Origin of the sequence: Duganella sp. CF458, assembly GCF_900113115.1 — a bacterium.
Classification (GTDB): Bacteria; Pseudomonadota; Gammaproteobacteria; order Burkholderiales; family Burkholderiaceae_D; genus Rugamonas.
Genome location: NZ_FOOF01000011.1, coordinates 238,229 through 262,524 on the forward strand (window position 1 = coordinate 238,229; position 24,296 = coordinate 262,524).

The following is a 24,296-nucleotide window of genomic DNA, read 5'->3' on the forward strand; positions in this document are numbered from 1 at the left end:
TTTATACCTTGTTAAGCCTGGAGTTGCGGATTCCGTAGAGGAAGTAGGTTAGCACCGCTACCACCATCCAGATCGTGAAAATCATCTTGGTGGCGTGCGACAGGTTGATCATCAGGTAAGCGCAGGCCAGGATGCTCAGGCCGGGCACGAAGTAGGCGCCGAAAGGCACGCGGAAGCCGCCCTTGGTGTAAGTGCCCGCCGCACGTTCCTGCGAGCGCAGCACCGGCACGGCGATCGACACCACGATGAAGGCGGTCAGGGTACCCATCGACACCATGTCCCACAGGAAGGTGGAATCGACCAGGCCTGCGACAATGCCCACCACCACGCTGACGATCAGCGTGTTGGCAACCGGCGAATGGGATTTCGGATTCACGCTCTGGAAAGCCTTTGGCACCAAGCCGTCCTTGGCGATCGCGTACAGGATGCGGGTCTGGCCGTAGATGGTCACCAGGGTCACGGAGAACACCGATATCACGGCGCCGGCCGACAGCACCAGTGCCGGCCATGCCTTGCCGGTCACGTTCTGCAGGATCACGGACAGGCCGGCGGCCTGGCCTTCGAACTTATGCGCAGGCTGGGCGCCCATGGCCGCCATGGCAACCAGCATGTAGAACACCGTCACCAGCAGCAGCGCGGCGATGATGCCGATCGGGACGTTGCGTTTCGGGTTGCGCACTTCCTCGCCGGCGGTGGCGATGGTGTCTAGGCCGATAAAGGAGAAGAATACGGTGCCCGCCGCGGCGGCGATGCCGCTGGCGCCCGGCAGCCATTCCCCAGGCGTATGCTTCAGGAAGGGCGTGAAGTTATTGGTGTCGAAGCCGGTGAAGGCGACAGCGCAGAAGAAGATCAGGATCGCCAGCTTGATCATCACCATGATCGCATTGGCGGTGGCCGATTCCTTGGCGCCGCGCACCAGCAGGAAACAGCACAACGCCACCAGGATCACCGGCGGCAGGTTGAAGTGATCCATATGCCATACCGTGCCGTTCGGGGTCGAGACGATCATCGGTGAGCGCAGGTTTTCCGGAATCTGCCAATGGAAGGCATTGACCAGGAAGTTGTTCAGGTAGTCCGACCAGCCGATCGCCGTGGCACTCGCTGCCAGCCCATATTCAAGCAACAGGCAGAAAGCGACGATGAAGGCCATGAACTCGCCCAGCGTACGGTAGGCAAAGGAGTAGGCGGAACCGGCGGCGGGTACGCGGAAGGACAACTCGGCGTAGCAAAGGGCGGTCAAACCGGCAGTCAGTGCCGCCAGCAGGAAGGACAACACCACCGAAGGGCCGGCTTTCGGCACCGCTTCGACCATGGTGAAGAAGATGCCGGTGCCGATCGTGGCGCCAACGCCGATCATCGTCAGCGAAAACAGCCCGATGGAGCGGCTAAGGCCCTCCCCGTGCAGGCTCGTGCCGGTATCCGTATCCACCGGGGTCGGTTTGGTACGGGTCAGCTTCTGGACCAGCGATTGATTCACAGGCATATCCTTCAGGACAAAAAAACCCCACGATTATAAGACCTCGCAGTTGCTGTACCTAAAGGATTTTGATGCAGGAAAGGCAACCGTGGCGGGCGCCCCACGGAGTGGCGTTTTTTAGCGCTGGCCGAGGCGCGTATCGCCGAACAGGTGTTGCAATTCCCGGGGCTGCGAGCGCCAATACTGCGGCGGTGCAGCGGCCTGCGCGCCCAAGGCGGCGGCCGCGTGCCATGGCCAGCGTGGGTTGTACAGCATGGCGCGCGCCAGGCCCACCATGTCAGCCTGGCCGCTGGCGACGATCGCTTCGGCGTGCAGCGGCTCGGTGATCAGGCCCACGCCAATCGTTGGCATGCCCGTTTCGGCCTTGATGCGCTGCGCAAACTGGACCTGGTAGCCCGGGCCAAGCGGGATTTGCTGCAGCGGCGAGACGCCGCCGCTGGAGACGTGGATAAAGCCGGCGCCGCGCTGTTTCAACTGGTGTGCCAGCGCCACGCTTTGTTCGATGTCCCAACCGCCGCCCACCCAGTCCGATGCCGATACGCGCATGCCGACCACCACTTCGCTCGGCAGGGCGGCCCGCACGGCATCGAACACCTCGAGCGGGAAACGCATGCGGTTTTCCAGCGAGCCGCCGTACTGGTCGCTGCGCCGGTTGGCCAGCGGCGACAGGAACTGGTGCAGCAGGTAGCCGTGCGCGCCATGCAATTCGATGGCTTCGATGCCAAGCGCATGCACCCGCAGCGCGGCACGCACGAAATCGGCCTTGACCTTGGCCAGGCCCGCTTCATCGAGCGCCAGTGGTGCCGGGTCGGTGGGCGCATGCGGCAGCGCGGAGGGCGCGACCGTCTGCCAACCGCCGCCCTGCCCCGGCGGCAATGCTTGCCCGCCTTCGAACGGGGGAGCGCTGGAGGCCTTGCGGCCGGCGTGCGCAAGCTGCACCGCAAGTTTGATCGGCGAATGGCGCCGGATCGCCTGTACGACGGGCGCAAGCGCCTGCTGGTGCGCAGCCGACCAAAGTCCCAGGTCGGCCGGCGAAATGCGGCCTTCCGGCGAGATGGCCGTGGCCTCCAGGATCAGCAAACCGGCGCCGGATAGCGCCAGGTGGCCGTAGTGCATCATGTGCCAGTCGGTCGCAAGGCCGTCGTTGGCGGAGTATTGGCACATCGGCGCAATGGCGATGCGGTTCGCCAGCTCCAGCGGGCCCAGTGCATAAGAAGAAAACAGATGGCTCATAAAGTTACAAGTACTTACTATTGATACAGGCTGACGGCTAGCTTGGCGCGGCATGCATTGATACTCTGCGAAGCATGCAAAACCGCTACTGAGAAGGAGCCAGCCATGTACCGAAAAATCCCGACCGTATCGTCCCGCTTCAATCCAATGAAAGCGATCTCAGTGAGCGTGCTCCTGCTGACCATGGCCGCGACCTACGCGCTGCAAGTCAGCATTTAACCTGCGTAAGGACCCAGGTAGTCGATCTTGCCGATCTTGACGCCCTGGTTCCGCAAGATGTCGTGCAACGTCACGACATGGAAGTAGAAGTTCGGCAGCGCGAAAGTCAGCAGATAGCTTTCGCCGGTGAAGGTTGGCTTGAAGCTGCCGAAACTCAGTGCCACCTCCCGCGTTTCGCTGTCTGCGAAATGCTCCTCCCCCACACTTTCGATATAGGCGATGGTGTTCGCGATGCGCTCCTGCAGCTGCTCGAAACTGGCTTCGTTGTCGGGGAATTTCGGCGCGGCGATGCCGCTCAGGCGTTCGATGGAGAGCTTGCTGGTATCGCTGGCGCGCTGGACCTGGGCCGTCAGCGGCAGCATATCGTCGGCCAGGCGGGCCGACATCAACGTTTCCGGGACTTTGCCGGTTTCCTCGGCGTGGGCTTGCGCTTTGCGCAGCAGGCTTGCCACCACATTCAGGCCGCGCACGAAAACGGGCGCGGAGACTTTATACATGGACAGGGACATGCGCTACTCCTTTCCGGTGAGTGTCCGGGAAGTGTAGCGCAATCCTTTAATTCACGCGTGTGACCATCATTCCGGCCCGCAGGCCGACGCGCACGTCGGGATTGGGGAACACCACCAGCTCTTCGTCGTGCTGCACGGTGTAGACCGTGTCGCCGTCGCGGGCGATCTCGTCGCCTTTCTTCAGCGCGGTGAAATTCTGCGTCTCCTTGCCGAAAGCCATCGTGAAATTGTCGCTCAGCTTGATGATGTTCTGCGCGACCTTGAAGACGTGCGGCGCGCTGGCGGGCCGTATCGGTGCCTTGCCGCGCAGCAGGCCGTCCAGGGCCTGCTTGGCGTCTTCGAACTGCCTGAGGTCGTTCTGGCCCAGGGTGCCGATGCGGCCCAGTTCAATCGTGGTGCCCGCTGCCGCGTGGTGCTCGGCACTGTAGTAGCTGTAAGTGCCGGCCGACGCGGGGTTCATGATGATGGCGCCGATGGCGGCCTCGCCCAGCCAGCCGACCAGCTGTTGCTTCGCATCGTCCGCGATCAGGTCGGGCACGATGGCGAAGGTCGGGTACACGCTTGGGCGGATTGCCGTGTGCAGGTCGAGGTGCCAGCGCTCTTTGCCAGCGCCGCTGAAGAATCCGGTCGTGGCGGTGATCATCACGTCGGCACGCGCGGCTTCGGCGGTGCCGGCCAGGGTGCCGCGTTCGGCGCGGAACATGCGGTTCAGGTCCGCATCGATGAAGCGCTTGGCCTGGCGGATGGCGCCGATGTTGCCGACGCAAAGCATCAGGTCGACTTGCAGCGCTTGCGGCTCTTGCGCGAGGGCGTCGAGCAGGTAGGCTACCAGTTCGATCGGGCCGGTTTCGTCGCCGTGCACGCCGACCGAAACCAGGACGGCTGGACGGCCGGGCTGCTTGTTGCGGATCGTGAGGATGCCGTCGGCGGGTTGGGCGACGGCGAAGCCGGCTTGTTCGAAACTGCGTGCAACTGCGCTGAAGTCGGCTTCAGCGAGGGCGCGCACTGCGGGGGGGATTGTTTGATTGTCTGCCATTCTTTGTTGCTGTTTCTTTTCTGCTCCACCGAAAACCGGTAAACCAGTGCCAGGCCCGCAGGGCCTGACACTGATGCGCGGCGGCCGCTGGTGGGTGTCAGGCCGCCAGGCCGACGGCGTTGACCGCCTCCGACAAAGCCCACACATCCAGCATTGCCTGCTCCAAGTCGGCCGATGCCGCATAGCCGGACAGGCCCAGCGTGCAGGTCACCAGTTCGACCGCTTCGGCCGCGTCATGGCCGTTGGTGGCGCGTGCCAGCACCTGCGACAGTAATTTCTGCTGCGTGCGGCGCAAGGCTTGCTGCGCGTAGCTGCGCAGGTGCTCCTGCGACTTCGAGGTGGCCGGCAGTTTCAGGCCGCGCTCCAGCGTATCGATGCCCGCCTGCGAACGCAGCGCCATGCCGACCGCCAGGAAGCCCGGCAGGTCCATGCCGGCTGGCCGCTTGACCGACAGCGCGGCGAACACGAACGCCGCCACGCCTTCCAGCGCATCGACCGCATTCCATGCCTGCACGAACTCGGCGCGCAGGCCGCTGTGGGTGGCCGCTTCCGACTGCACGTCGGCCGCCATCTTGCGCACGGTGGCAGGATCGGCGAACAGCTTGGTCAGCTCGGCAATGCCGACGCCGCGCAGCTGGTCTTTCGACACGCCCAGCACGCCTTCCATCACCGCCTTCAGCATGGCACGGGTGCGTGCATCGACGCGCATCGCGACGTTGCGCGGCACATTCAGGGCATCGGCATCCAGGGTGTCGAAGATTGGCGCCAGGTCCAGCGCCGACCAGGCCTGCCCCCAGGCCAGGATCACATCCTGTTCGGTGCCGTTGTTGGCGGTCGCCAGGTCACGGATCATCAGCGGGCCGCAACGGTTCACCACTTCATTCGCCAGCACGGTCGCCAGGATGGCGTTCGACAGCGGATGGTTCAGCGGCGGGCGGGTCTCGACCAATTGCTCGGGGAAGTAAGGACGCAGCACCTTCTCTGCCCAGCTTTCGTCCGTCAGCGGCATGGCCGACAGCAAGCGCTTGTAGCGGTTCTTCACGTTGGCGATCACCACCGCCAGTTCCGGCGTGGTCAGGCCGCGGCCATCGGCCTTGCGGCGCGCCAGTTCGGCCACGCTTGGCAGGTGCTCCAGTTCGCGCGACAGTGCGCCTTCCTCTTCCAGGTCGGCGATCAGGTCGGCGTAGCCGTCCTGCACCTGCGCTTCCGACTGCGCCTGGTATTCACGCACCAGCAGGCGGGTTTGCTGCGTGTTGTCGCGCAGGACCAGGCGTTCGACTTCCATGGTCATGTCGTTCAGCAGCTGGTTGCGGGCTGCTTCGCTGGTCTGGCCGGCATTGACTTCCACGTCCAGCCACATCTTGCAGTTCACTTCGTGGTCGGAGCAATCCACGCCCGCAGAGTTGTCGATCGCATCGGTGAAGATGCGGCCGCCGGCCAGCGCGAATTCGATACGCCCGGCCTGGGTCGCGCCCAGGTTGCCGCCTTCCGATACGACCTTGCAGCGCAGCTCATTGCCGCTGACGCGGATATTGTCGTTGGCGCGGTCTTTCACCTGCGCGTGGGTTTCGGTCGCGGACTTGATGTAGGTACCGATGCCGCCGTTGTAGAACAGGTCCACCGGTGCCAGCAGGATGCGGTGCATCAGTTCTTCCGGCGTCAGCGAGGTTTCCGCGATGTCCAGCGCGGCCCGGATTTCCGGCGACAGCTCGATGGTGCGGGCGGTGCGCGGGAACACGCCGCCGCCCTTCGAGATCAAGTCCTTGTTGTAGTCCTCCCACGAAGAACGTGGCAGCGCGAACATGCGCTGGCGCTCGGCGAAGGACTTCGCGGTGTCCGGATTCGGGTCCAGGAAGATGTGGCGGTGGTCGAAGGCAGCCAGCAGCTTGATCTGGTGCGACAGCAGCACGCCGTTGCCGAACACGTCGCCCGACATATCGCCCACGCCCACCACGGTGAACGGCGTAGTGTTCATGTCGTGGCCCATCTCGTAGAAGTGGCGCTTGACCGCTTCGAATGCACCCTTGGCGGTGATGCCCATCTTCTTGTGGTCATAGCCGTTGGAGCCGCCGGACGCAAACGCGTCGCCCAGCCAGAAGCCGCGTTTGACCGCGATGCCGTTGGCGATGTCGGAGAACGTCGCGGTGCCCTTGTCGGCTGCCACCACCAGGTACGGGTCGTCGTTGTCGTAGCGGACGGTGTCTTCAGGCGGAACGATCTTGCCCAGCACGCGGTTGTCGGTCATTTCCAGCAGGCTGGCGATGAACAGGCGATACACTGCTTCGCCTTCCGCTGCAATCACGTCGCGCGGCGCATCCTTCGGCATCTGCTTGCAGACGAAACCGCCCTTCGCGCCCGCAGGCACGATCACGGCGTTCTTCACCATCTGCGCCTTCACCAGGCCCAGGACTTCGGTGCGGTAGTCTTCCATGCGATCGGACCAGCGCAGGCCGCCGCGGGCAACCGGGCCGCCGCGCAGGTGCACGCCTTCGAAGCGGCGCGAGAACACATAGATCTCGCGGAACGGACGCGGTTCCGGCACCAGGTGCAGGTTGCTGGTGTCGAACTTGAAGATGATCTTGTCGCCCTGGCCCGCGTTCTGGAAGTAATTGGTGCGCAGGGTCGCCAGCATCAGGTCGATCATGGCCGCGAAGATCACTTCGGAGTCGGCGTGGTTGATCGACGACAGGCGGCCCTTGATGGCCAGCAGCTTGTCCTTGGCCGCGGTGCGGGTCGCTTCCGGCAGCGCCGGGTCGAAGCGCTCTTTCCACGCGTCGACCAGCTCCTTCACCAGCGCCGGGTGGCGGCGCAGGATCTCCGCCATGTAGCGCACGGTGAACTGGGTGCCGGCCTGGCGCCAGTAGCTCATATAGGCTCGCACCAGCTGCACTTCGCGCAGGCGCAGGCCGCCTTCGACGACCAGGCCATTCAAGCGGCCGTCTTCGGCTTCATTGTTGAACAGGGCATTGAACAGGTCTTCCGCCACCTGCACCACGCCCGGACGGGACAATTCGAGTGCGCTCTGCGCATCGACCGCCAGGCTGGTCACATAGTGCTTCTTGCCGTCCGCAGTGCGGATGGTGTGCGCGGATTCGCGCTCGATGGCGACGCCGGCATTATGCAGCGCAGGCAGGATCGACGACAACGCAGGCACGCGGTCCACCGAGTACAGGCGGATGGTGGTGGCGGCGTTGCTTTCCGATGGCAGTTCAACGCGTACCGCGACGCGCTCGTCCACGCCATTGCGCAGGATCTTGTCCAGGTCATGGAAGGCCACGGCCGGCGGCGTTGCGGCCACATAATCGACCGGCAGCGTGGAACACAGCTTGCGCAGGCTGTTGCGCAGCGGCTCTTCGCCGACCTTGTCGGCCAGTTCGGAGAACTGGTCGTGCCAGCCGTCCAGCACCGTCAGCAGTGGACGCTGGATATCGCTTTCCAGGTCCAGCGGATAGCGCGCGGCATGGGCGATCAGGTACAGGCGGGCCAGCGGACCGTCCGACACCAGGGTTTGCGAGCTGACGTGGGTGGCGCCCGAGCTTTCCTGCAGGGCGCGCGCCAGCGCGTGCGCCACCGATGCCGAATAGCGTTCGCGCGGCAGGTAGACCAGCACGTTCAGGTGGCGGGCATAGACGTCGCGGCGGGCGAATACCTTGGCGCGCGGCTGCTTGTACAGCGACACCACGGCGCCGCACACTTCGGCCAGCCATTCCGGTTCCGCTTCCAGCGCTTCGGTGCGCGGCAGCGACTCCAGGATCTCGATGAATTTCTCGGCGCGGAAGCCGGTCTCGCGCACGCCGGCGATCTTCAGCACTTGCGCGATGCGGCCGCGTGCGAACGGCAGGCGGGCCAGCGGGGTCAGGTTGGCGGCGCGGGTGAACAGGCCGACGAAGCAATGCTCGCCCAGGATGGCGCCCTTGCCGTCGGTGTGGCGCACGCCGATGAAGTCCAGCGACTGGTCGCGGTGCAGGGTGCCGCCCACGTCGGCCTTGACGATCGACAGGGTGTGGGCGCGCTTGGACAGGGTGTCGAAGTCGCCGGGGATATTGGCCAGGCAGGTGCCATAGATCGGGTGCGCGGTGTCCTGCAGTACGCCGATGCGGCTGGGAATGTCGCGTTCCAGTTCGCGCGCGCCCGGCTTCACCTGATAGTAGGCGTAGCCGTGCACTTCGAAGCCTTCGTCGCGGGTCCACTGCAGGAAGGCCGCTACTTCCTGGCCTTCTTCGCCGTGGCCGGCGGATTCGGTGGCGACGGCGGTGAAGCGCTCCTTCATTGCGGCCTGGTCGCGCTTCACGATGGCGGCGTCGCGCGCCACCATTTCAATGCGGTCGGTCAGTTCTTTCAGCGCGCCGTCTTCCAGTTTTTCGGACAGCAGGCACAGGACCATGGATTCGAGTTTGTCGCCCTTCTGGCCGACTGCCTCCACCGATCCGTCCACAGCGCGGCGCACCGGCAGCACGGCGTTCAGCACGCCGTTGGAGCCGACGCGCAGCTTGCGCATGGCGATCACGATGGAATCGACCAGGTAAGGCATGTCGTCGTTGACGATCAGCAGCGCGGTGGCGTGGCCGCCGCGTGCTTCCTGGTATTGGAGCTTGGCGATCTGGCAACCGGAACCGGTGCGCTTGGCCAATTGCGTGAAACCTTCCACAAGGACCGGGGCCAGGCTGCCGGGGGACAGCTCGGCCAGGTCTTCATCGTCCAGGGAGCCGAGCCAGGCTTCGATCAGTTGTGCGATCGGGCCGCTGGCCTTGACCAGTTCGAGCGTTTGCTTGCGCAACTCTTGTGGCATTTGTTTCATCTGCTTCTCCAAATACGTTGTAGGTATCTTCTTTCTTAAACCGGTACACCGGTTTGTTGCAGGTCGTACAGGCCGGGTAAGCCCAGGATCTGTTCCAGCTCTTTGAGCGCGGTATGCACTTCGACAGCCAATTGCGGATCTGCTAAATCTTTCGGTTCCAGATGGTCGCGGTAGTGTTTCTCGACCCACGCGACCAGGCTATGGTACAGCGTTTCGGTCATCACCACACCCTGGTGCATGGCGCGCGCTTCTTCCTCGGTCAGCGCTACGCGCAAGCGCAGGCAAGCCGGCCCGCCGCCGTTGCGCATCGATTGGCGCAGGTCGAAATGGATCAATTCGTCGACCGGGCCGCCGGAAGCAAGCAGCTTTTGCAGGAAGGCGGCAACAGCCGGAATCTCCTGGCATTCGTGCGGCGTGACCAGGGCCATCCTGCCATCCGGCTTGGACAGCAGCTGGGTGTTGAACAGGTAGGAAGAAACCGCATCGGCCACCGACACTTCGGCGGTCGGCACACGGATCGCCACCAGCTCGGCGCCCACGCCCTGCATCGCAGCGCGGATCGATGCCAGCGCACCCTGCTCGTCGGCGAAAGCCTGCTCGTGATAGAACAGCACGTTGCCATTACCCACCGCGATCACATCGTTGTGGAACACGCCCTGGTCGATCACGTCCGGATTCTGCTGCACGAACACGCAGCGCGCCGGATCGAGGCCGTGCAGGCGCGCCACAGCCTGTGACGCCTCCAGCGTATGACGGGCCGGAAATTTCTTCGGCGCCGGAGCGCTTGAATCGAACTCCACGCGGCCATACACAAACAGTTCCACGGCCGGATTGCCGTGCCGGTCGCACAAACGGGTATGGTTGGCCGCACCTTCGTCGCCGAAGGCCGGCGTGCCAGGCAGGGCATCGTGCACGGCGAAGAACCGCTCGTCCTTGAAAATCGCGCGCAGCGTGCGGGCCGACTGCGCGTGCTCGAAGGCGCGGTGCAGCTTGTTGTTCAGGTTTGCGGCGGTGAAGTGCACACGGCCATCCCTGGTATCGGCCGACGGGCTGACGGTGGCGGCATTTGCGGTCCACATCGGCGAGGCCGAATAGGCGCAAGCCAGTATCACCGGCGAATCGTTGTAGGCCTGGGCGATCACCTCGGCATCGGTGCCGCTGTATCCCAGGCTGCGCAGCAGGCGGAAATTCGGACGGTCCTGCGGCGGCAGCAGCGCCTGTGCGAAACCGCGCTTGGCCAGCTCGCGCATCTTGGCCAGGCCTTGCAGGGCAGCCTGCTTCGGATTGGATGCGCTCTTGACGTTGTTGAACGAAGCGACGTTGCCGAACGACAGGCCGGCGTAGTTGTGCGACGGCCCAACCAGGCCATCGAAGTTGTATTCGCGTGCTGTAGGCATGGCCATCCTCAGAAGTTCATGCCAGGCGACAGCTTGGCAGGCATTTCAAGGGCACTGTTCTCGATCGAAGCGACCGGATAGGCGCAATAGTCCGCCGCATAGTATGCGCTAGGACGATGGTTGCCGGACTTGCCGACGCCGCCGAACGGCGCCGAGCTGGCCGCGCCGGTGGTCGGGCGGTTCCAGTTCACGATGCCGGCGCGGGCGCGCAGCTGGAACTTCTGCCACAGCGACTCGTCGGTCGACAGCAGGGCCGCAGCCAGGCCGTAACCTGTGTCGTTGGCGGCGCGGATCGCGGCGTCGAAATCGTCGACGCGGACGATCTGCGCCAGTGGGCCGAACCATTCTTCATCAGGGATGCCTTTGGCGTCGGTGGTATCCACGATGCCGGCGGAAACGAAACCGGTGCCCGGTTCCAGCTGACGCATTTCCAGCAGCAGCTTGCCGCCCTTGGCCACCATGTCGGCTTGTGCCTGCACCAGCTTTTCAGCCACGGCAGCGGAAACCACTGGGCCCATGAACGGCGCCGGTTCGGCAGCCGGAGCGCCCACGCCCAGTTTCGACGCCACGTCGACGAAGCGCTTGACGAAGGCATCGCCATGCTCGCCCTTCGGCACGATCACGCGGCGCGCGCAGGTGCAGCGCTGGCCGGCGGAGATGAAGGACGACGACACTGCCATGAAGACGGCGGCATCGATGTCGGTCGGGTTCCACACGATCAGCGGATTGTTGCCGCCCATCTCCAGCGCCAGCAGCTTGCCCGGCTGGCCGGCGAACTGCTTGTGCAGCGCGGCGCCGGTCTGGCTGGAGCCGGTGAACAGCACGCCATCGATTTCCGCATTCTGGCCCAGCGCGATGCCGGTTTCGCGGCCGCCGTTGACCAGGTTGATCACGCCGGCAGGCACGCCGGCCTTTTCCCACAGCGCCACGGTCTTGATGGCGGTGCGCGGCGCATATTCGCTAGGCTTGAACACCACGGTGTTGCCGGCGATCAGCGCTGGCACGATATGGCCGTTCGGCAGGTGCCCAGGGAAATTGTAAGGACCGAACACGCCAAACACGCCGTGCGGACGGTGGCGCAGCACGGCTTCGCCATCGGCTACCTTGGACGATACGACGCCGGTGCGCGCACCGTAGGAGGTAATCGAGATGTCCACCTTGTTGGCCATGGTGGTCACTTCGGTGCGTGCTTCCCACAGCGGCTTGCCGACTTCCTCGGAAATGGTCTGCGCCAGGTCTTCCGCGTTTTCCTTCAACAGGTCGCGGAACCTGGAGACGATGGCGATGCGCTCTTCCAGCGGGCGATAGGCCCAGGCTTCGAAAGCAGCGCGCGCAGCGTGCGCAGCTTGCGCCACGTCTTCAGCGGTCGATTCCTGCGAGGCATAGGTGTTCTTGCCGGTGGCCGGGTTGGTGGTCACGATGGTCTCGCCGTGGCCAGCTTGCCATTGGCCGTTGATGAAATTGCTCAGTTCAGACATTCTGGTTCTTCCTCACGTTGAGAGACAGGGTGCGCACGGTGTCGCCGGAGTGGCAATGCAGCAGTGCTTGTTCTTCGGACGACAGGTCAATGCCGCCGTCGGACGGATTGGCGTCGGTCAGGATCATGCGGAAGTCCTGCATGACGGTGTTCGACACCAGGTACGGTTCGGTGGTGTGCAGCGCGCAGGCGTGCGCGGTATCGGTATCGCGCGTGACCGATGCCAGCTCGCTGTCGCGCATGGCGCGCAGTTCTGTCACGCGGGCTTGCAGCACCGGGCCGGCGTCGAAGATGTCGACATAGCCTTCATAGTGCAGGCCTTCCTGCTCCAGCAGGCGGCGCGCCGGCGCGGTGGCCTGGTGCACCTTGCCGATCGCCTCACGCGCTTCGACAGGCAGGTAGTCGACGTACAGCGGCTGGCGCGGCATCAATTCGGCGATGAAGGACTTCTTGCCCAGCGCGGTCAGGTCGTCCACGTGATGGAAGTCCATCTTGAAGAAGTAGCGGCCCAGGCCTTCGTAGAACGGCGAGGTGCCGTCTTCCGCCTGGTAGCCGCGCATCTCGGCGATGATCTTCTGCTCGAACAGGTGCGGGAACTGGGCGATGAACAGGAAGCGGCTCTTCGACAGCAGCTTGCCGTTGTTGCCCTGGCGGTAGTCCGGGTGCAGGAACAGCGAGCACAGCTCGGAGCAGCCGGTCAGGTCGTTCGACAGGTACAGCGTGTCCATGCGGGTGAACACGTTCAGCTCGCGGCTGGAATGCACCAGGGTGCCGATGCGGTAGTTGTAGAACGGCTCGGTCAGGCCGACCGCGCCCTTGATGGCGCACACGCCGGCCAGGCGGCCGCTATCGGTGTCTTCCATCACGAACATGTAGTCGCGTTCTTCCGGCGGAATGGTTTCGGCGAAGGACGCCACCGCCACGGCGACGCGGTCGCCCATCATCTTCATGTCCGGCTTGAGCGTGGTCATGCCGGTGCCTACCTGGCTGGCCAGGTTGAACAATCCGTCCAGGTCATTCGCTTTAATGGCGCGTACAACTAGCATAGGTATTCTCGTTCTTAAATGCGGACGCAGGTCACGGTGTCGCCTTCTTCCACGCGCAGGATTTCCTGGGCGTGCCTGGACAGGCAAACGGTATCGGTATTTTCCAGCGGTGCGCAATTGATCGTCACCGCGCGGAAGCGCTGGTCAGGGCCGGTCGACACGGCGTAAGTCGCCACCGCATCGCTGGCTTGCGTGCCTTCGGCGCTGGCCACGCGGCGCGGCAGCGATGAAGAGAAGGTACGCAGTGTGTGCTTGTGCGCCTGCAGGATCGGGCCGCCGTCGAAGATGTCGATGTATTCGTCGGCTTCGAAGCCTTCGGAGGTCAAGAGGTTGAAGGCCAGTTCGCCGCTTGGGTGGATCTGTCCCATCACGGCCTGCGCGTCGCCCGGCAGCAGCGGCACGTACACCGGATAGTGCGGCATCAGTTCCACGATCAGGGTACGGTTGCGGGCACCGCCGATCACGCGTTCGGCGTCCAGGAAGTCCATCTTGAAGAATTTGCGGCCCAGCGCGTCCCAGAACGGCGAGCCGCCGTTTTCATCGGTCAGGCCGGCCAGCGGCACGAAGAAGCGGTCGCCGAAACGGTGCGGCGCCTGCACGGCGTACAGCAGGCGGGAACGCGACAGCAGGGCTGCTTCGGGACGCTGCGCCACGCTGGCGTCGACGTAAAAGCCGGACAGCTGCGAATAGGCGGTCAGCTCGGAACACAGCGTCAACGCGTGCACGCTGTGGCTGATATTCAGGTCGCGCGAGACCTGCTGGATCACGTCGTTGCGGAAGGAGAAGTAGGTCCCGTTCGAGCCGGCGGAGGCGTGGATGGCGGCGGTACCGACAATCTTTTTGTCGGCCAGCGACTCCATCACGAACATATAGGATTCTTCGCTCGGGATGTCGACGTGGGCGGAGAAGGAAGCGATGGAACGTTCGACTGCCTGCTCGATCTTTTCGCGCGTCTTCGGCAGGGTATGGACACCCGGCATGCTGACCGCGGCCAGTGACTCGAGGGCGGCGATGTCGGCGGTTTCCACCGGACGGACTACGTACATGGGGTGCTCCTCTTATTCTAAATAAAGCGCCCGGTGCGCAGGCACCGGGCGTTGGCGCCGCATGCGCGGCGCAGCCTTATCTTAGGCTTTGGTCAGCTCGGCGATCGCCAGGCGGATGATGCGGTCCGCTTCATCGATCTGGGCGTCGGACACGATCAGCGCAGGCGCCAGACGCACCACGTCCATGCCGGCGATCAGGATCATCAGACCCTGTGCTTCGGCAGCGCGCTGGATATCCTTGGAACGGCCCTTGAACGGCTCGGCCACAACCAGGCCCAGCAGCAGGCCGGCGCCGCGCACGGCGGAGAACACTTGCGGGAAATCGCGCACCAGGCCTTCCAGCTTGCCGATCAGCTTCTCGGACGCTTCTTTCACGCGCGCCAGAAACGCCGGCTGGTTGATGGTTTCCAGCACGGTCAGCGCCACGGTGGCCGCCAGCGGGTTGCCGCCATAGGTGGTGCCGTGGGTGCCCACGGCCAGGTGCTTGGCCAGCTCTTCGGTGGTCAGCATGGCGCCGATCGGGTAGCCGTTGCCCAGCGCCTTGGCCGAAGTCAGGATGTCCGGGGTCACACCGTAGCCCTGGTAGGCGAACAGGGAACCGGTACGGCCCATGCCGCACTGCACTTCGTCGAAGATCAGCACGGCGCCGACCTGGTCGCACAGCTCGCGCAGGGTCTTCAGGTATTCAGGATTGCCCGGCATCACGCCGCCTTCGCCCTGCACCGGCTCAACGATCACGGCGCACACGTCGTCGCCGATGGCCGCCTTGGCCGCTTCGATATCGTTGTAAGGGATGTGGTCGATCGATGGTGGCAGCGGCTCGAAACCTTCGGTGTACTTGGCCTGGCCGCCGACGGAGACGGTGAACAGGGTGCGGCCGTGGAAGGAGTTCAGGCAGGACACGATGCGCGGCTTCTTGTCGCCGAACTTGGCGTGCGCCACTTTACGGGCCAGCTTCAGGGCCGCTTCATTGGCTTCGGCGCCGGAGTTGCAGAAGAAGGCGCGGTCAGCGAAGGTGGCTTCGGTCAGGGCCAGGGCCAGGCGCAGCACCGGCTCATTGGTGTAGCCATTGCCCAGGTGCCACAGGGTGTTGGCTTGCCGGGTCAGCGCTTCCACCAGGACCGGGTTGCAATGGCCCAGGGAGGCCACGGCGATGCCGGAGGTGAAGTCCAGGTAATGCTTGCCGTTCTGGTCCCACAGGTCCAGGCCCGCTGCTCGCACTGGCACCATCTGGGCAGGTGCGTAAGTCGGGACGAGCACCTCGTCGAAGGTGGCGCGGGTTACAGGGCGGGTGGTAACAGTCGAGTCAAGCTTGGCGTTCATAGCAAATCCCCATCAATGGTAAGGTGTACTGCATTGTAAAAGCGGGGATGCTAAAACTCTTTTGAATCTGCGACAAGGATTTTCAAAATTGTTAGCCCTGGAGCTTGCGTTGCCGCTCCTCGCGCGGCGTATTGCCGAAAAGCGTGCCGAACGCCGTGGAAAAGTGCGACCCGGACGAGAAGCCGCACATCAGCCCAACCTGCACTATGGAATGGTTTGTTTCTAAAAGTAATTGCCGCGCGCGCTGCAGGCGCAGCTCCAGGTAATAGCGCGAAGGCAGCGCACCCAGATACTGCTTGAACAAGCGCTCGAGCTGGCGCCGCGACAAGCCGACCAGCCCGGCGATATCGTCGGTCGACAGCGGCTCCTCGATATTGGCCTCCATCAAGGTCACCGCCTCCGACAGCTTCGGTTGCAGCGCGCCGAAGCGCGCCTGCAAGGCCACCCGCTGCCGCTCTTCCGACGAGCGCACGCGGTCGATGCACAGCGCTTCCTTGATCTCGGCCTGCACATTGGCGCCGAACAGGGCCTCGATCAGGGTCAGCGAAAAATCAATCGAAGCCGCGCCGCCGCAGCAGGACATCAGCCGCCCGTCGATCTCGAACAGATTCGGTGTCAGTATGGCGCGCTCGGTAACATCCTCGGTTTCCGCATAAAGCGCCCAGGGCAAGGCGATACGCGCACCGCCTGCCGCGCCGGTCTGGGCCAGCCACAGCACGCCGGCGCCCACCCCGCCCCAATACTCCGCCGCGCGGCAGCGTTCGATCACCGCGCGCAGCTGCGCGTCGGCCGGACGCGCCGAGCCCTCGTCCGCGACCAGCAGGGCCAGTTGCCAGTCGCCGGCCAAGCCGGCCGCCTGTTGCGGCGTAATGACGTCGAGCTGGAAAGCGCCATGCAGGAGGCGCTGGGCCAGCCGCAGGGGCTGCACCAATCCGGACCAGGCCAGGTTGTCCGGCTCGCCCGCATTCACCAGCAGCATGCGCAGCGGCTGCTCCCGGGTCAGGCGACTGAGTTGAGCAAATGACATCTTCTATTCGGGGACGAGCGCCGACGCCGGCCGCTCAGGGGTATTCCATTGGCTGACAATCATACCGGAGATCAACAGTACCGCGCCCAGCAGCTGCATCAGGCCCATGGTCTCGCCCAGCCAGAAATAGCCGAAGATGGCCGCGCTGGCGGGTTCGAAGGCATACATCACCGCCGCCTCATTGGCGGTGGCATGGCTCTGGCCCCAGGTTTGCAGGGAAATAATGGCCGCGGTGGCGATCACGCCCAGGTAAGCCAGGTTCCATTTATAGTCCACCAGGCCCTGCCAGATGTAGCTGTAGTAATCGGTCGCATCGTGCGGCACGTCGATCACCCCGCGCGGCACTTCGCGCAGCAGTATCCACAGGCCGGCAAACAGGGCGACGGTCCAGATCTGGGCCACGGTCAGGGTCATCAGGCGCTCGACCTTGCGCGAGAACTGCTCCATCACCTTGATGTACAGGCCGAACAGGAAGGCGGCCGCCAGCGCCAGCGAATCGCCGCGGCTCCAGGTGAAGCTGCCCTCCCAGCACAGGGCGAACAGGCCGCCGATGGCCAGGATCAGGGCCAGCACGATGCGCTTGTCCGGCCACTTGCCCATGGCGATGCCCAGCAGCGGCACCACCAGCACGTTCAAGCCGCAGATGAAGGCATTGCGGTTGGAGGACGTCAGGCTCAGGCCCTCGACCTGGGTCAGGTAGCAGAAGAACAGCAGCACCCCGGCCAGGAAACCGTAGTGCAGGTCGCGCCATGTGGCGCGCAGCAGGAAGGGCGATAACAGCACGCCGGCAATGGCGAAGCGCGACACCACGATCCAGTTGGCCGACAGGTTGTCGGTCATATCCTTCATCGCAGGGAAGGTGGTGCCCCAGACAATGGTCACCACCAGCAGGGCCAGGATACCGCGTGCGTGCAGGGGCATGGCATGTAGGACATCTTGTTATGAGTTTGCATATAGTAACCGATGCAGGCCGGGGCTGGCGGGCGCTATAATCCCATGTCATGGGCGAACGATATTTGAAAAGCATCCGGCTGCTGGCCGAATGCATGCAGGGGTTTGAGAGGTGGTCCGGCGAACATGTTCGCCAACTTGGCCTCACCCACGCACAATTCGATATCATTGCCACATTGGGCAACACCGCGGGCATGAGCTACAAGGAGCTGGGCGAACGCACCCTGATCACCAAAGGCACCCTGACCGGCGTCATCGAGCGCCTGGAACAGAAGGGCCTGGTGGAACGGGAACGCAATGCCGACGACAAGCGCTCTTTTTTCGTGCGCCTGACCACGGCGGGCGAACAGCTGTTTGCCGAGGTGTTTCCTGTTATTGTCGCGCAAGGCGTCGAATTGTTTTCCGGCTATAGCGACGCCGATTATGAAGCCCTGGAACGCACCCTGGCCGGGCTGAAGGCCACGATCAGTGCCGGTACACCACTATAAAGAACGAGAAGAATGTTAAAGACCACCCTGCTGGACGGCATCAAGCCAGCCAAATTCGACAAGCAAATCACCGGCAACCTGCTGCTGGAAAGCACCAGCGCCGACCTGGTGCGCAAGGAAAAACTGCTGATTGGCATCCGCAATGAAGACGGTGACATCTACCGCCTGATCGGCGCCACCAAGCACAACAGCTTCACCAATGCGGTAGAAGAACTCGAAGACCTGGAACTGGTCGACGAGCTGGGCGATGTCGAAGGCACCGTGGAAGGGTGCGACGCCATCTTCGGCGAAGGCTAAGCGGGCGCATCGCCAGTTTTTCATCAAAATAACCACCCTGTCCTAGTTCCGCAGGGCAATTACTGCTTATAATTTTCGCATGGACAGACTGGAAGCCTTCAAAGCAATTGCCGCCCAAGCGGGCCGCGGTGAGCTCACTTTTCCCACCAATATCGACGCGTCGATCAAGCTGCAGCGCGCGCTGAACGATGACAATTGCCATATCGACCTGGCAGCCAAGCTGGTGCAGGCCGACCCGCTGCTGGCGGCACGCACGGTGGCGATTGCCAACTCGGTGGCCTATAACCGATCCGGCATGGAGATCTCCAGCGTGAAGACAGCGGTGCAGCGCCTTGGCGTGCGCACCCTGCAATCGCTGGTGACCTCGGTGATCGTGCGCCAGCTCGGCACCAAGATCCGCAATCCCCTGCTCAAGGCCAAGGCCAACCAGCTGTGGGAACACACCGCCCACGTGGCGGCGCTGGCGCAGGTGATTGCACGGCGCGTGTCGCACGTCGATCCCGATACCGCCATGTTCGCCGGCATCGTGCACGAAGTGGGCGGCTTCTACATGCTGTCGCAGGCCGAAGCCTATCCGGAAGCAATGGAAGGCGATCCGGAAGAATGGACCACCCACGGCGAGGTGCCGATCGGCCGCGGCGTGCTGCAAAAGCTGATGATCCCGGACAACGTGATGAAGGCCGTGGAAGCCATGTGGGAAGGCATGCGCGCCCTGCCGCCGGAAAGCCTGGGCGACACCCTGCTGCTGGCCAACGACCTGTCCCCGATCGCCTCGCCGCTGCACGCCCGCCCGGGCGCGACCTCGGTAGCGGCCGCCAGCACCATCGACTTCGCCGTCGGCGACGGCACCCTGGCGAGCATCATGGAAGAGTCGGCAGAAGAAGTGAAGTCCCTCACCTCCGCCTTGCTGCACTGATAAAAGTCGGGAGCTCTGGCAACCGGACATAAATTTCGCTAGCGAAATTTATGTCCGGTTGCCAGAGCTGACCCCGACTTTCTTTATGCAAGCGCGGGCGATTGCGGCGGCGAACTGGCGCAGTTCGGGTACCGCTGTCGCTTCCCAGAAGCCGGCCTTGAGCCAGGGGCCGATGTAGTAGAGGCCCGGCGTCGGCTGTCCATCCGCCCCCAGCACGGCGCAGTCGGTGCCGGTTTCCACCCCGAGGCCGAGGGCATCGGCCCGCATCAGGCCATCGGCCAGCAGCTGCCGCACCAGCGGCACCGTGGCGCGGCGCGGGCTGGCGCAACTGCCGGTGCAGTTGATGATGCGTCCGGCGCGCAGCTCGATGCATGCTGCGCTGCCGCGCGGCTGCACTTTCAGCACGGCCAGTTCCGCTTCGTCGCGGACCGCCATCACGCGCCCGGCGCTTACGCGCAGCGCGCCGCCCTCCAGCGCCGCCGACAATTCCAGTTGTACCGCCGGCGGCAACTGATGCCGATGCACGTCCCAGTAGGGCCGCACATGGCGCAGGAAACGGCGCCTTTCGGCCTCGGGCCAGGCTTGCCAGATGCCGGCAGCCTTGTGGCGCAGCGCGGCCAGCGCGAGCTGCCAGTCCAAGCCCGCGGCTTCCAGCCGCTCCACCTTCTGCATGAACGCGTGCAGGGCTGCGCGCACAGTCGGTGCCTCGTCATGCAGCAGCGTACTGCCGGCCAGGTGCCCCGATAGCGGCTTGTAGGGCTGCGGCAGCAAGCCGTGGCGCGACAGCGCATGTACGCGCTGCGACGGGTTGCGGCGCAGCAGCTGCAAGGCGATATCGACTGCCGTCAGGCCAGTGCCCAACAACAGCACCGGATCATGCATGCCAATGGTGGACAGCAGGTCGGCCCGCCATGGATCGGCCACGTAGCGTGCAGTGCCGGACCATGCGCCCTGCGCCAACTCCGGCGGCGGCGCCGGGAGGTGCCCGAAGGCCAGTACCACCCGGTCCGCCTCGATATGGCGGCCGTCTTCCAGCATCGCCGCCAGCCCGCCGCCAGTCCTGGCTTGCAAGCTGCAGACGCTGCCACTGATGCAATCGAGGGTGGCATGGCGCGGCGCCTGGTCCTGCGCTTGCCGCAGCGCCCATTCCAGGTAGTCGCCGTACACGCTGCGGGCGACGAAAGAGCCGCCGGTCACGCGGCTGTCGCGCATTGCGGCGTAATGCACGAAATGTTCGGGGTCCTCCGGCAGCACGCTCATATTCGCCGCCGGCACATTGAGCAAATGCTGCGGGCTTTGCGTCCCGTACGCCATGCCGCGCGCCAGCCGCCCGCTGCGATTCAGCAGCTGCACGCGCAAAGGGTACTGGCCTGCAAGGCGCAGCATCTGTATCGCACACGCTACACCCGAAAAGCCCGCACCGACGATCAGCACCGTGCGCATGCCGCTCTCCTGCATCGCGTATATAGTCGCATCATGGACTCCTCTCACGTATCGCGCAGGGAGCGCGAAGAAATGCACGGCCATCGCGGCGCGGTGGTCTGGTTTACCGGCCTGTCCGGCGCCGGCAAGACCACGTTGGCCAGCGCCATCGAACGGCGCCTGTTCCATGCCGGCTGCCAGGTCGTACTGCTGGACGGCGACAGCCTGCGCCAGGGCCTGTGCGCCGGGCTGGGTTTTTCTCCCGAAGACCGCAGCGAAAACCTGCGCCGCGCCGGCGAGACGGCCCGCCTGTTCGCCGAAGCCGGCAACATCGTGCTGGCAGCCTTCATTTCCCCGCTACGCGCCGACCGCGCCCGGGTGCGCGCCATGCAGGCTGAGGGCGACTTCATCGAGGCCTGGTGCAAGTGCCCGCTGGAAGTCTGCGAGCAGCGCGACGTCAAAGGCCTGTATCGCCGCGCGCGGGCCGGCGAGGTGCCGCAGTTCACCGGCGTCTCCGCGCCTTACGAAGCGCCGCTGGCGCCCGAACTGTCGCTCGATACTGCGCGGGCAAGCCTGGCCGACTGCGCCGAGCTGGTATTGGACGCGTTGCGCTCGCGCGGCGTGCTGCGTGGCCCTGGCAGCAGCTCGTCGAGCAGCTCGAGGCAGATGCGCGCGGCCTGGTCGCCGGCATCCAGTTCCGAGTGCCATGCCGACAGCGACACCGCCACCAAGGGATAATCGCGCAGGCAGCGGAACAGTTCCGCCATCTCCTCCACCCGTGGTCCCTGCGGCACGTGGTATTTCAGGGCCGGCATGCGTTGCGCCTCATCGAGCACGTCGGTATCGAAATGCACGTACAGCGATTCGTGCGGCGACAGGTTGCTCATCACCTGGTCCAGGTCGCAACGTATGATCGCCGATCGCGCCAATGCCTCGTCTTCGCCCGGATCGAGGTCGCGCGCATCGGACAGCAGCACCAGCTCTTCCGGATAGGGCCGCATGCCAACCGCCTGGCGCAACGCGGAGATGGTGTCGCGCCGGTTCTGGCGCCGGTCCTGGCGGCCCACCAGCATGGCCAGCGGCATGCCGCCCAGGTATTGGGTGTGCGTGGTGGCCCAGGTGTGGAAGTCGCCATGCGCGTCCAGCCACAGCATGCGTTGCGGTTCGCGGCCGGCGCGCTGCAGTCCCGCCATCACGCCCATGGTGGACACGCAGTCGCCGGAAATGCTGAGCGGGAGCTCGCCCGCCGTAACCGCCGCCGCGACATGCTCGGCCAGCACCGCGTACACGCGGCCCATGCTGCGCATCTGTTCATCCTTGTCGACCAGTTCCGTCGCGGTCGATTGCGGCGACCCGAGCACGGCCCAGGGATGCGAGTCGACCAGTTGCACCCGTTGCAGGCCATCGCGCCGCTTGCCCATCAGGTAAGGGACCAGCAGGCGGCGGATCATTGCCACTGCTCCGGCGCCGCGCCATAGCCCAGCGCGTGCATCATGTCCGCCACTTCGGCGCGCTGCGCCAGCGGCAGCAACTGGCTGCTGCGCTTGCGCCAGCGGCCCGGCGCGGGGGCTTCGGTAGCCATGGTCACCGGCAGCTCGGGCGGCTGCGGCAGCGGCGGCAGCCCAAGCCACTCGCAGGTCCGGTCGAGCACACCTGCAGGATCGGCCAGGAAGGATTCGAAGCGCACCGGCAGCGCGGCCACGCCGCTATCGATGATATGGCGATGACAGGACATCCATTGGTTCAAGCACACCTCCTCAAGCGGAGCGTTGATATAACTGCGCCAGTTCGGCGGCAGGTCGAATTTCCACCAGCGCTCTCCGCCGACGCACTGTTCCGAATACCCGCCGATGCCGAGCGTCACGCCGTGCTTGTGCATATCGTGGGCATGGAAGCCCGTCGGCGACAGCCAACCGTCGATCAAGCCGTTGACGCAGGCGGCAACGCTGCGCACCAGGTGCACGTAGCGCACCTGGGCATGCGGAAACAACTGCTCATAAAAGCCGTAGCGATAGGCATCCGACGGTGTCTTGAACAGCAGCACCTTGCCGGCCGCATCGTCTTCGGTGAAATGCCTGGCATGCATGGCGGGAGAAACAAAGGGCGGCTCTTCGATCTTGGCGGCCTCGCTGAACGGCCGGCGCTCGCCCGGTCCCTGCCCGCCATCGTAGTAGTCGCGGCGCCACGGCTCACGCCAGAACACGGCGCCCAGCACGGCGTTCTGCAATGCGTGCTCACTCGGCGCATCGGCCGCCTGGCTGAACAGCAGCGTCTCGTCGAGGGCACGCTCGACCTGGGCAAAGGCCAGCGGTTGGGCGAACAGCGCGGGGAATTGCAGCAGCAGGCGCTTGCGCCAGCGGGCCCTCAACTCCGCCAGCGGAGCGATGCCGCCTTCCGGTATGGTCAGGCTGTCGAAGATTTCGTCGGCCAGCGCGTCGGGATTGCGCAGCTGCGCGATGGCGTCGCTGCTGCATGCGGGATCGTAGCCGAAACCTTCCCCGCTCAAGGCCAGCAAAGGCTCCGCCTCGCCATCGAGGCTGGCGATGCCGGGATGGCGCGCCAACACCGATTTGAACAAAGTCGACCCCGAGCGCGAGCTGGTGAGGATGACCGCGACGCGCCTTACCTGGGCACGCCAGGGCGCGTGCGGCACTGCCCGCAAATGGCGGATGGTGTCAAGCAGCCCGTCCATGCCTTGCCGCCGGCTTGATCAGGAAGGCAAAGAATTGGCGCTCCTGCTCGCGTTCGGCCGCGCTACGCGCCATCAAGCGGATGCTGAAGCCGGACTGCTTGGCCAGGCGCCGCACTTCTTCCACCGCACCGAAGTTCGAGTGGGCAAAGTAGATGCGGCCGCCCGGCTTCAGATAGCGCGCAGCCTGCTCGAAGAACTGGGTGTTGGTGCGGAAATCGGTATCCCATTGCGAACGCGCCACCACGTCCGGCGCCGGCTTGTCGCGGAACGGCAGGTTGGCGGTGATCACGTCGAACTGCTCGTCGCCGACTTTCTCGAACAGGTCCGAGCGGCGCACTTCCATCACGCCCTCAAAGCCGTGTGCCTTCAGGTTGTGGCGCGCGCTGCGGATGGCGGACGGATTGACATCCAGCGCCAGTACCCGCGATGCGCCCTGGTAGCAGGCGAAGACCGCAATCACGCCGGAACCGGTACCCACATCCAGCACGCTCTCGCCAGGCTTGATGCGGAAATTGCGCACCAGCGGCTGGCTGTCGAGGAAGGGCCAGAAGGTATTCGGGTAGACGTGGAATTTCTTGCCAAGATAAGTGATGGTGCGCCCGCCTTCAGGTACGGCCTTGAAGGCCTTTTGGCGCGTGGCTTGCCAGCGGTCGACTTGCTCAGTCGTGGGAAGTGCAGATGCTCGCATATCTGTCCCCTTGTTTGATGACCCCATGCTATAGAGTCTGCCAGGCAAGGGCAAGCGCGCACCGCTCTGTGCGCTTCAACTGTTGGTTGCTTACATTTCTTTCATGTGAAAAGTCGGGGTCAGCTCTGGCAACCGGACATTCGCGCAGCGAATGTCCGGTTGCCAGAGCTCGTATATTGAATCTGCACCTTTAGAAAAAGATATTAGGATTCTGAAGGCGGCGGGGCAAGGTCTCACCGAACAGAGTGGAAGCC

19 protein-coding genes and 1 pseudogene are annotated in these 24,296 nt (G+C 64.4%); 4 read left to right on the forward strand and 16 right to left on the reverse strand.

The window, feature by feature from the left end:
* Position 1: 1 nt before the first annotated feature.
* The 12 genes from BM269_RS18655 to BM269_RS18710 form a co-directional block, all read right to left on the reverse strand.
* Positions 2–1,477, reverse strand: a complete 1,476-nt coding sequence (locus BM269_RS18655; RefSeq protein WP_090440278.1) for an APC family permease — start codon at positions 1,475–1,477, stop codon at positions 2–4.
* Between the two features lie 117 nt (positions 1,478–1,594).
* Entirely contained in the window at positions 1,595–2,710 is a 1,116-nt protein-coding gene (locus tag BM269_RS18660) for an NADH:flavin oxidoreductase/NADH oxidase (protein ID WP_090440168.1), read from the reverse strand.
* Positions 2,711–2,925: 215 nt separating this feature from the next.
* On the reverse strand, positions 2,926–3,438 hold the full coding sequence (locus BM269_RS18665; RefSeq protein WP_090440171.1) for a DUF1993 domain-containing protein: 513 nt from the start codon (positions 3,436–3,438) through the stop codon (positions 2,926–2,928).
* Between the two features lie 46 nt (positions 3,439–3,484).
* A complete protein-coding gene (locus BM269_RS18670; RefSeq protein WP_090440174.1) occupies positions 3,485–4,474 on the reverse strand; it encodes a succinylglutamate desuccinylase in 990 nt (329 codons plus the stop codon).
* Between the two features lie 97 nt (positions 4,475–4,571).
* Positions 4,572–9,272 (reverse strand): NAD-glutamate dehydrogenase domain-containing protein, encoded by a 4,701-nt coding sequence (locus BM269_RS18675; protein WP_090440177.1) that lies wholly within the window; start codon positions 9,270–9,272, stop codon positions 4,572–4,574.
* Positions 9,273–9,307: 35 nt separating this feature from the next.
* On the reverse strand, positions 9,308–10,669 hold the full coding sequence (astB, locus tag BM269_RS18680; RefSeq protein WP_090440281.1) for an N-succinylarginine dihydrolase: 1,362 nt from the start codon (positions 10,667–10,669) through the stop codon (positions 9,308–9,310).
* Between the two features lie 8 nt (positions 10,670–10,677).
* Complete coding sequence (gene astD / locus BM269_RS18685; protein WP_090440179.1) at positions 10,678–12,147, reverse strand: succinylglutamate-semialdehyde dehydrogenase; 1,470 nt, start codon at positions 12,145–12,147, stop codon at positions 10,678–10,680.
* On the reverse strand, positions 12,140–13,192 hold the full coding sequence (astA, locus tag BM269_RS18690) for an arginine N-succinyltransferase (protein ID WP_090440182.1): 1,053 nt from the start codon (positions 13,190–13,192) through the stop codon (positions 12,140–12,142). Before astA ends, astD begins: the two co-directional genes overlap by 8 nt.
* A 14-nt stretch (positions 13,193–13,206) precedes the next feature.
* The gene (locus BM269_RS18695) at positions 13,207–14,238 is read right to left on the reverse strand and encodes an arginine N-succinyltransferase (RefSeq protein WP_090440185.1); all 1,032 of its coding nucleotides are present in this window, start codon (positions 14,236–14,238) and stop codon (positions 13,207–13,209) included.
* 81 nt (positions 14,239–14,319) lie between these two features.
* A complete protein-coding gene (gene astC / locus BM269_RS18700; RefSeq protein WP_090440188.1) occupies positions 14,320–15,561 on the reverse strand; it encodes an acetylornithine/succinylornithine family transaminase in 1,242 nt (413 codons plus the stop codon).
* A gap of 91 nt (positions 15,562–15,652) precedes the next feature.
* Complete coding sequence (locus BM269_RS18705; protein ID WP_090440191.1) at positions 15,653–16,588, reverse strand: GlxA family transcriptional regulator; 936 nt, start codon at positions 16,586–16,588, stop codon at positions 15,653–15,655.
* A gap of 3 nt (positions 16,589–16,591) precedes the next feature.
* Positions 16,592–17,509, reverse strand: a complete 918-nt coding sequence (locus BM269_RS18710) for a DMT family transporter (protein WP_090440194.1) — start codon at positions 17,507–17,509, stop codon at positions 16,592–16,594.
* A gap of 80 nt (positions 17,510–17,589) precedes the next feature.
* Between BM269_RS18710 and BM269_RS18715 the strand changes: the two genes are divergently transcribed.
* From BM269_RS18715 to BM269_RS18725, 3 genes are all read left to right on the forward strand, one after another.
* Positions 17,590–18,027, forward strand: a complete 438-nt coding sequence (locus BM269_RS18715; RefSeq protein WP_090440197.1) for a MarR family winged helix-turn-helix transcriptional regulator — start codon at positions 17,590–17,592, stop codon at positions 18,025–18,027.
* Between the two features lie 12 nt (positions 18,028–18,039).
* Positions 18,040–18,324 (forward strand): hypothetical protein, encoded by a 285-nt coding sequence (locus tag BM269_RS18720; protein ID WP_090440200.1) that lies wholly within the window; start codon positions 18,040–18,042, stop codon positions 18,322–18,324.
* Positions 18,325–18,403: 79 nt separating this feature from the next.
* A complete protein-coding gene (locus tag BM269_RS18725; protein ID WP_090440205.1) occupies positions 18,404–19,240 on the forward strand; it encodes an HDOD domain-containing protein in 837 nt (278 codons plus the stop codon).
* Between the two features lie 48 nt (positions 19,241–19,288).
* Here the strand turns inward: BM269_RS18725 and BM269_RS18730 are convergent, their stop codons facing one another.
* Positions 19,289–20,683: an FAD/NAD(P)-binding protein gene (locus tag BM269_RS18730; RefSeq protein ID WP_170860424.1), complete on the reverse strand. Its 1,395-nt coding sequence runs from the start codon at positions 20,681–20,683 to the stop codon at positions 19,289–19,291.
* Between the two features lie 72 nt (positions 20,684–20,755).
* Between BM269_RS18730 and cysC the strand changes: the two are divergent.
* Positions 20,756–21,229 (forward strand): annotated as a pseudogene (gene cysC / locus BM269_RS29860) (adenylyl-sulfate kinase); the annotation flags it as partial.
* Here cysC and BM269_RS18740 read toward each other — a convergent pair.
* Genes BM269_RS18740 through BM269_RS18750 form a run of 3 tightly spaced genes read right to left on the reverse strand, consistent with a single transcriptional unit; the run spans position 21,184 to position 24,042 of the window.
* On the reverse strand, positions 21,184–22,113 hold the full coding sequence (locus BM269_RS18740; RefSeq protein ID WP_211482722.1) for an arginase family protein: 930 nt from the start codon (positions 22,111–22,113) through the stop codon (positions 21,184–21,186). The pseudogene cysC and the gene BM269_RS18740 sit on opposite strands and share 46 nt — an antisense overlap.
* Positions 22,110–23,354, reverse strand: coding sequence for a hypothetical protein (locus BM269_RS18745; RefSeq protein ID WP_090440213.1), 1,245 nt, complete (start codon positions 23,352–23,354; stop codon positions 22,110–22,112). The genes BM269_RS18740 and BM269_RS18745 overlap by 4 nt, the downstream gene beginning before the upstream one ends.
* Entirely contained in the window at positions 23,338–24,042 is a 705-nt protein-coding gene (locus tag BM269_RS18750; protein ID WP_090440216.1) for a methyltransferase, read from the reverse strand. Before BM269_RS18750 ends, BM269_RS18745 begins: the two co-directional genes overlap by 17 nt.
* Between the last annotated feature and the right edge of the window lie 254 nt (positions 24,043–24,296).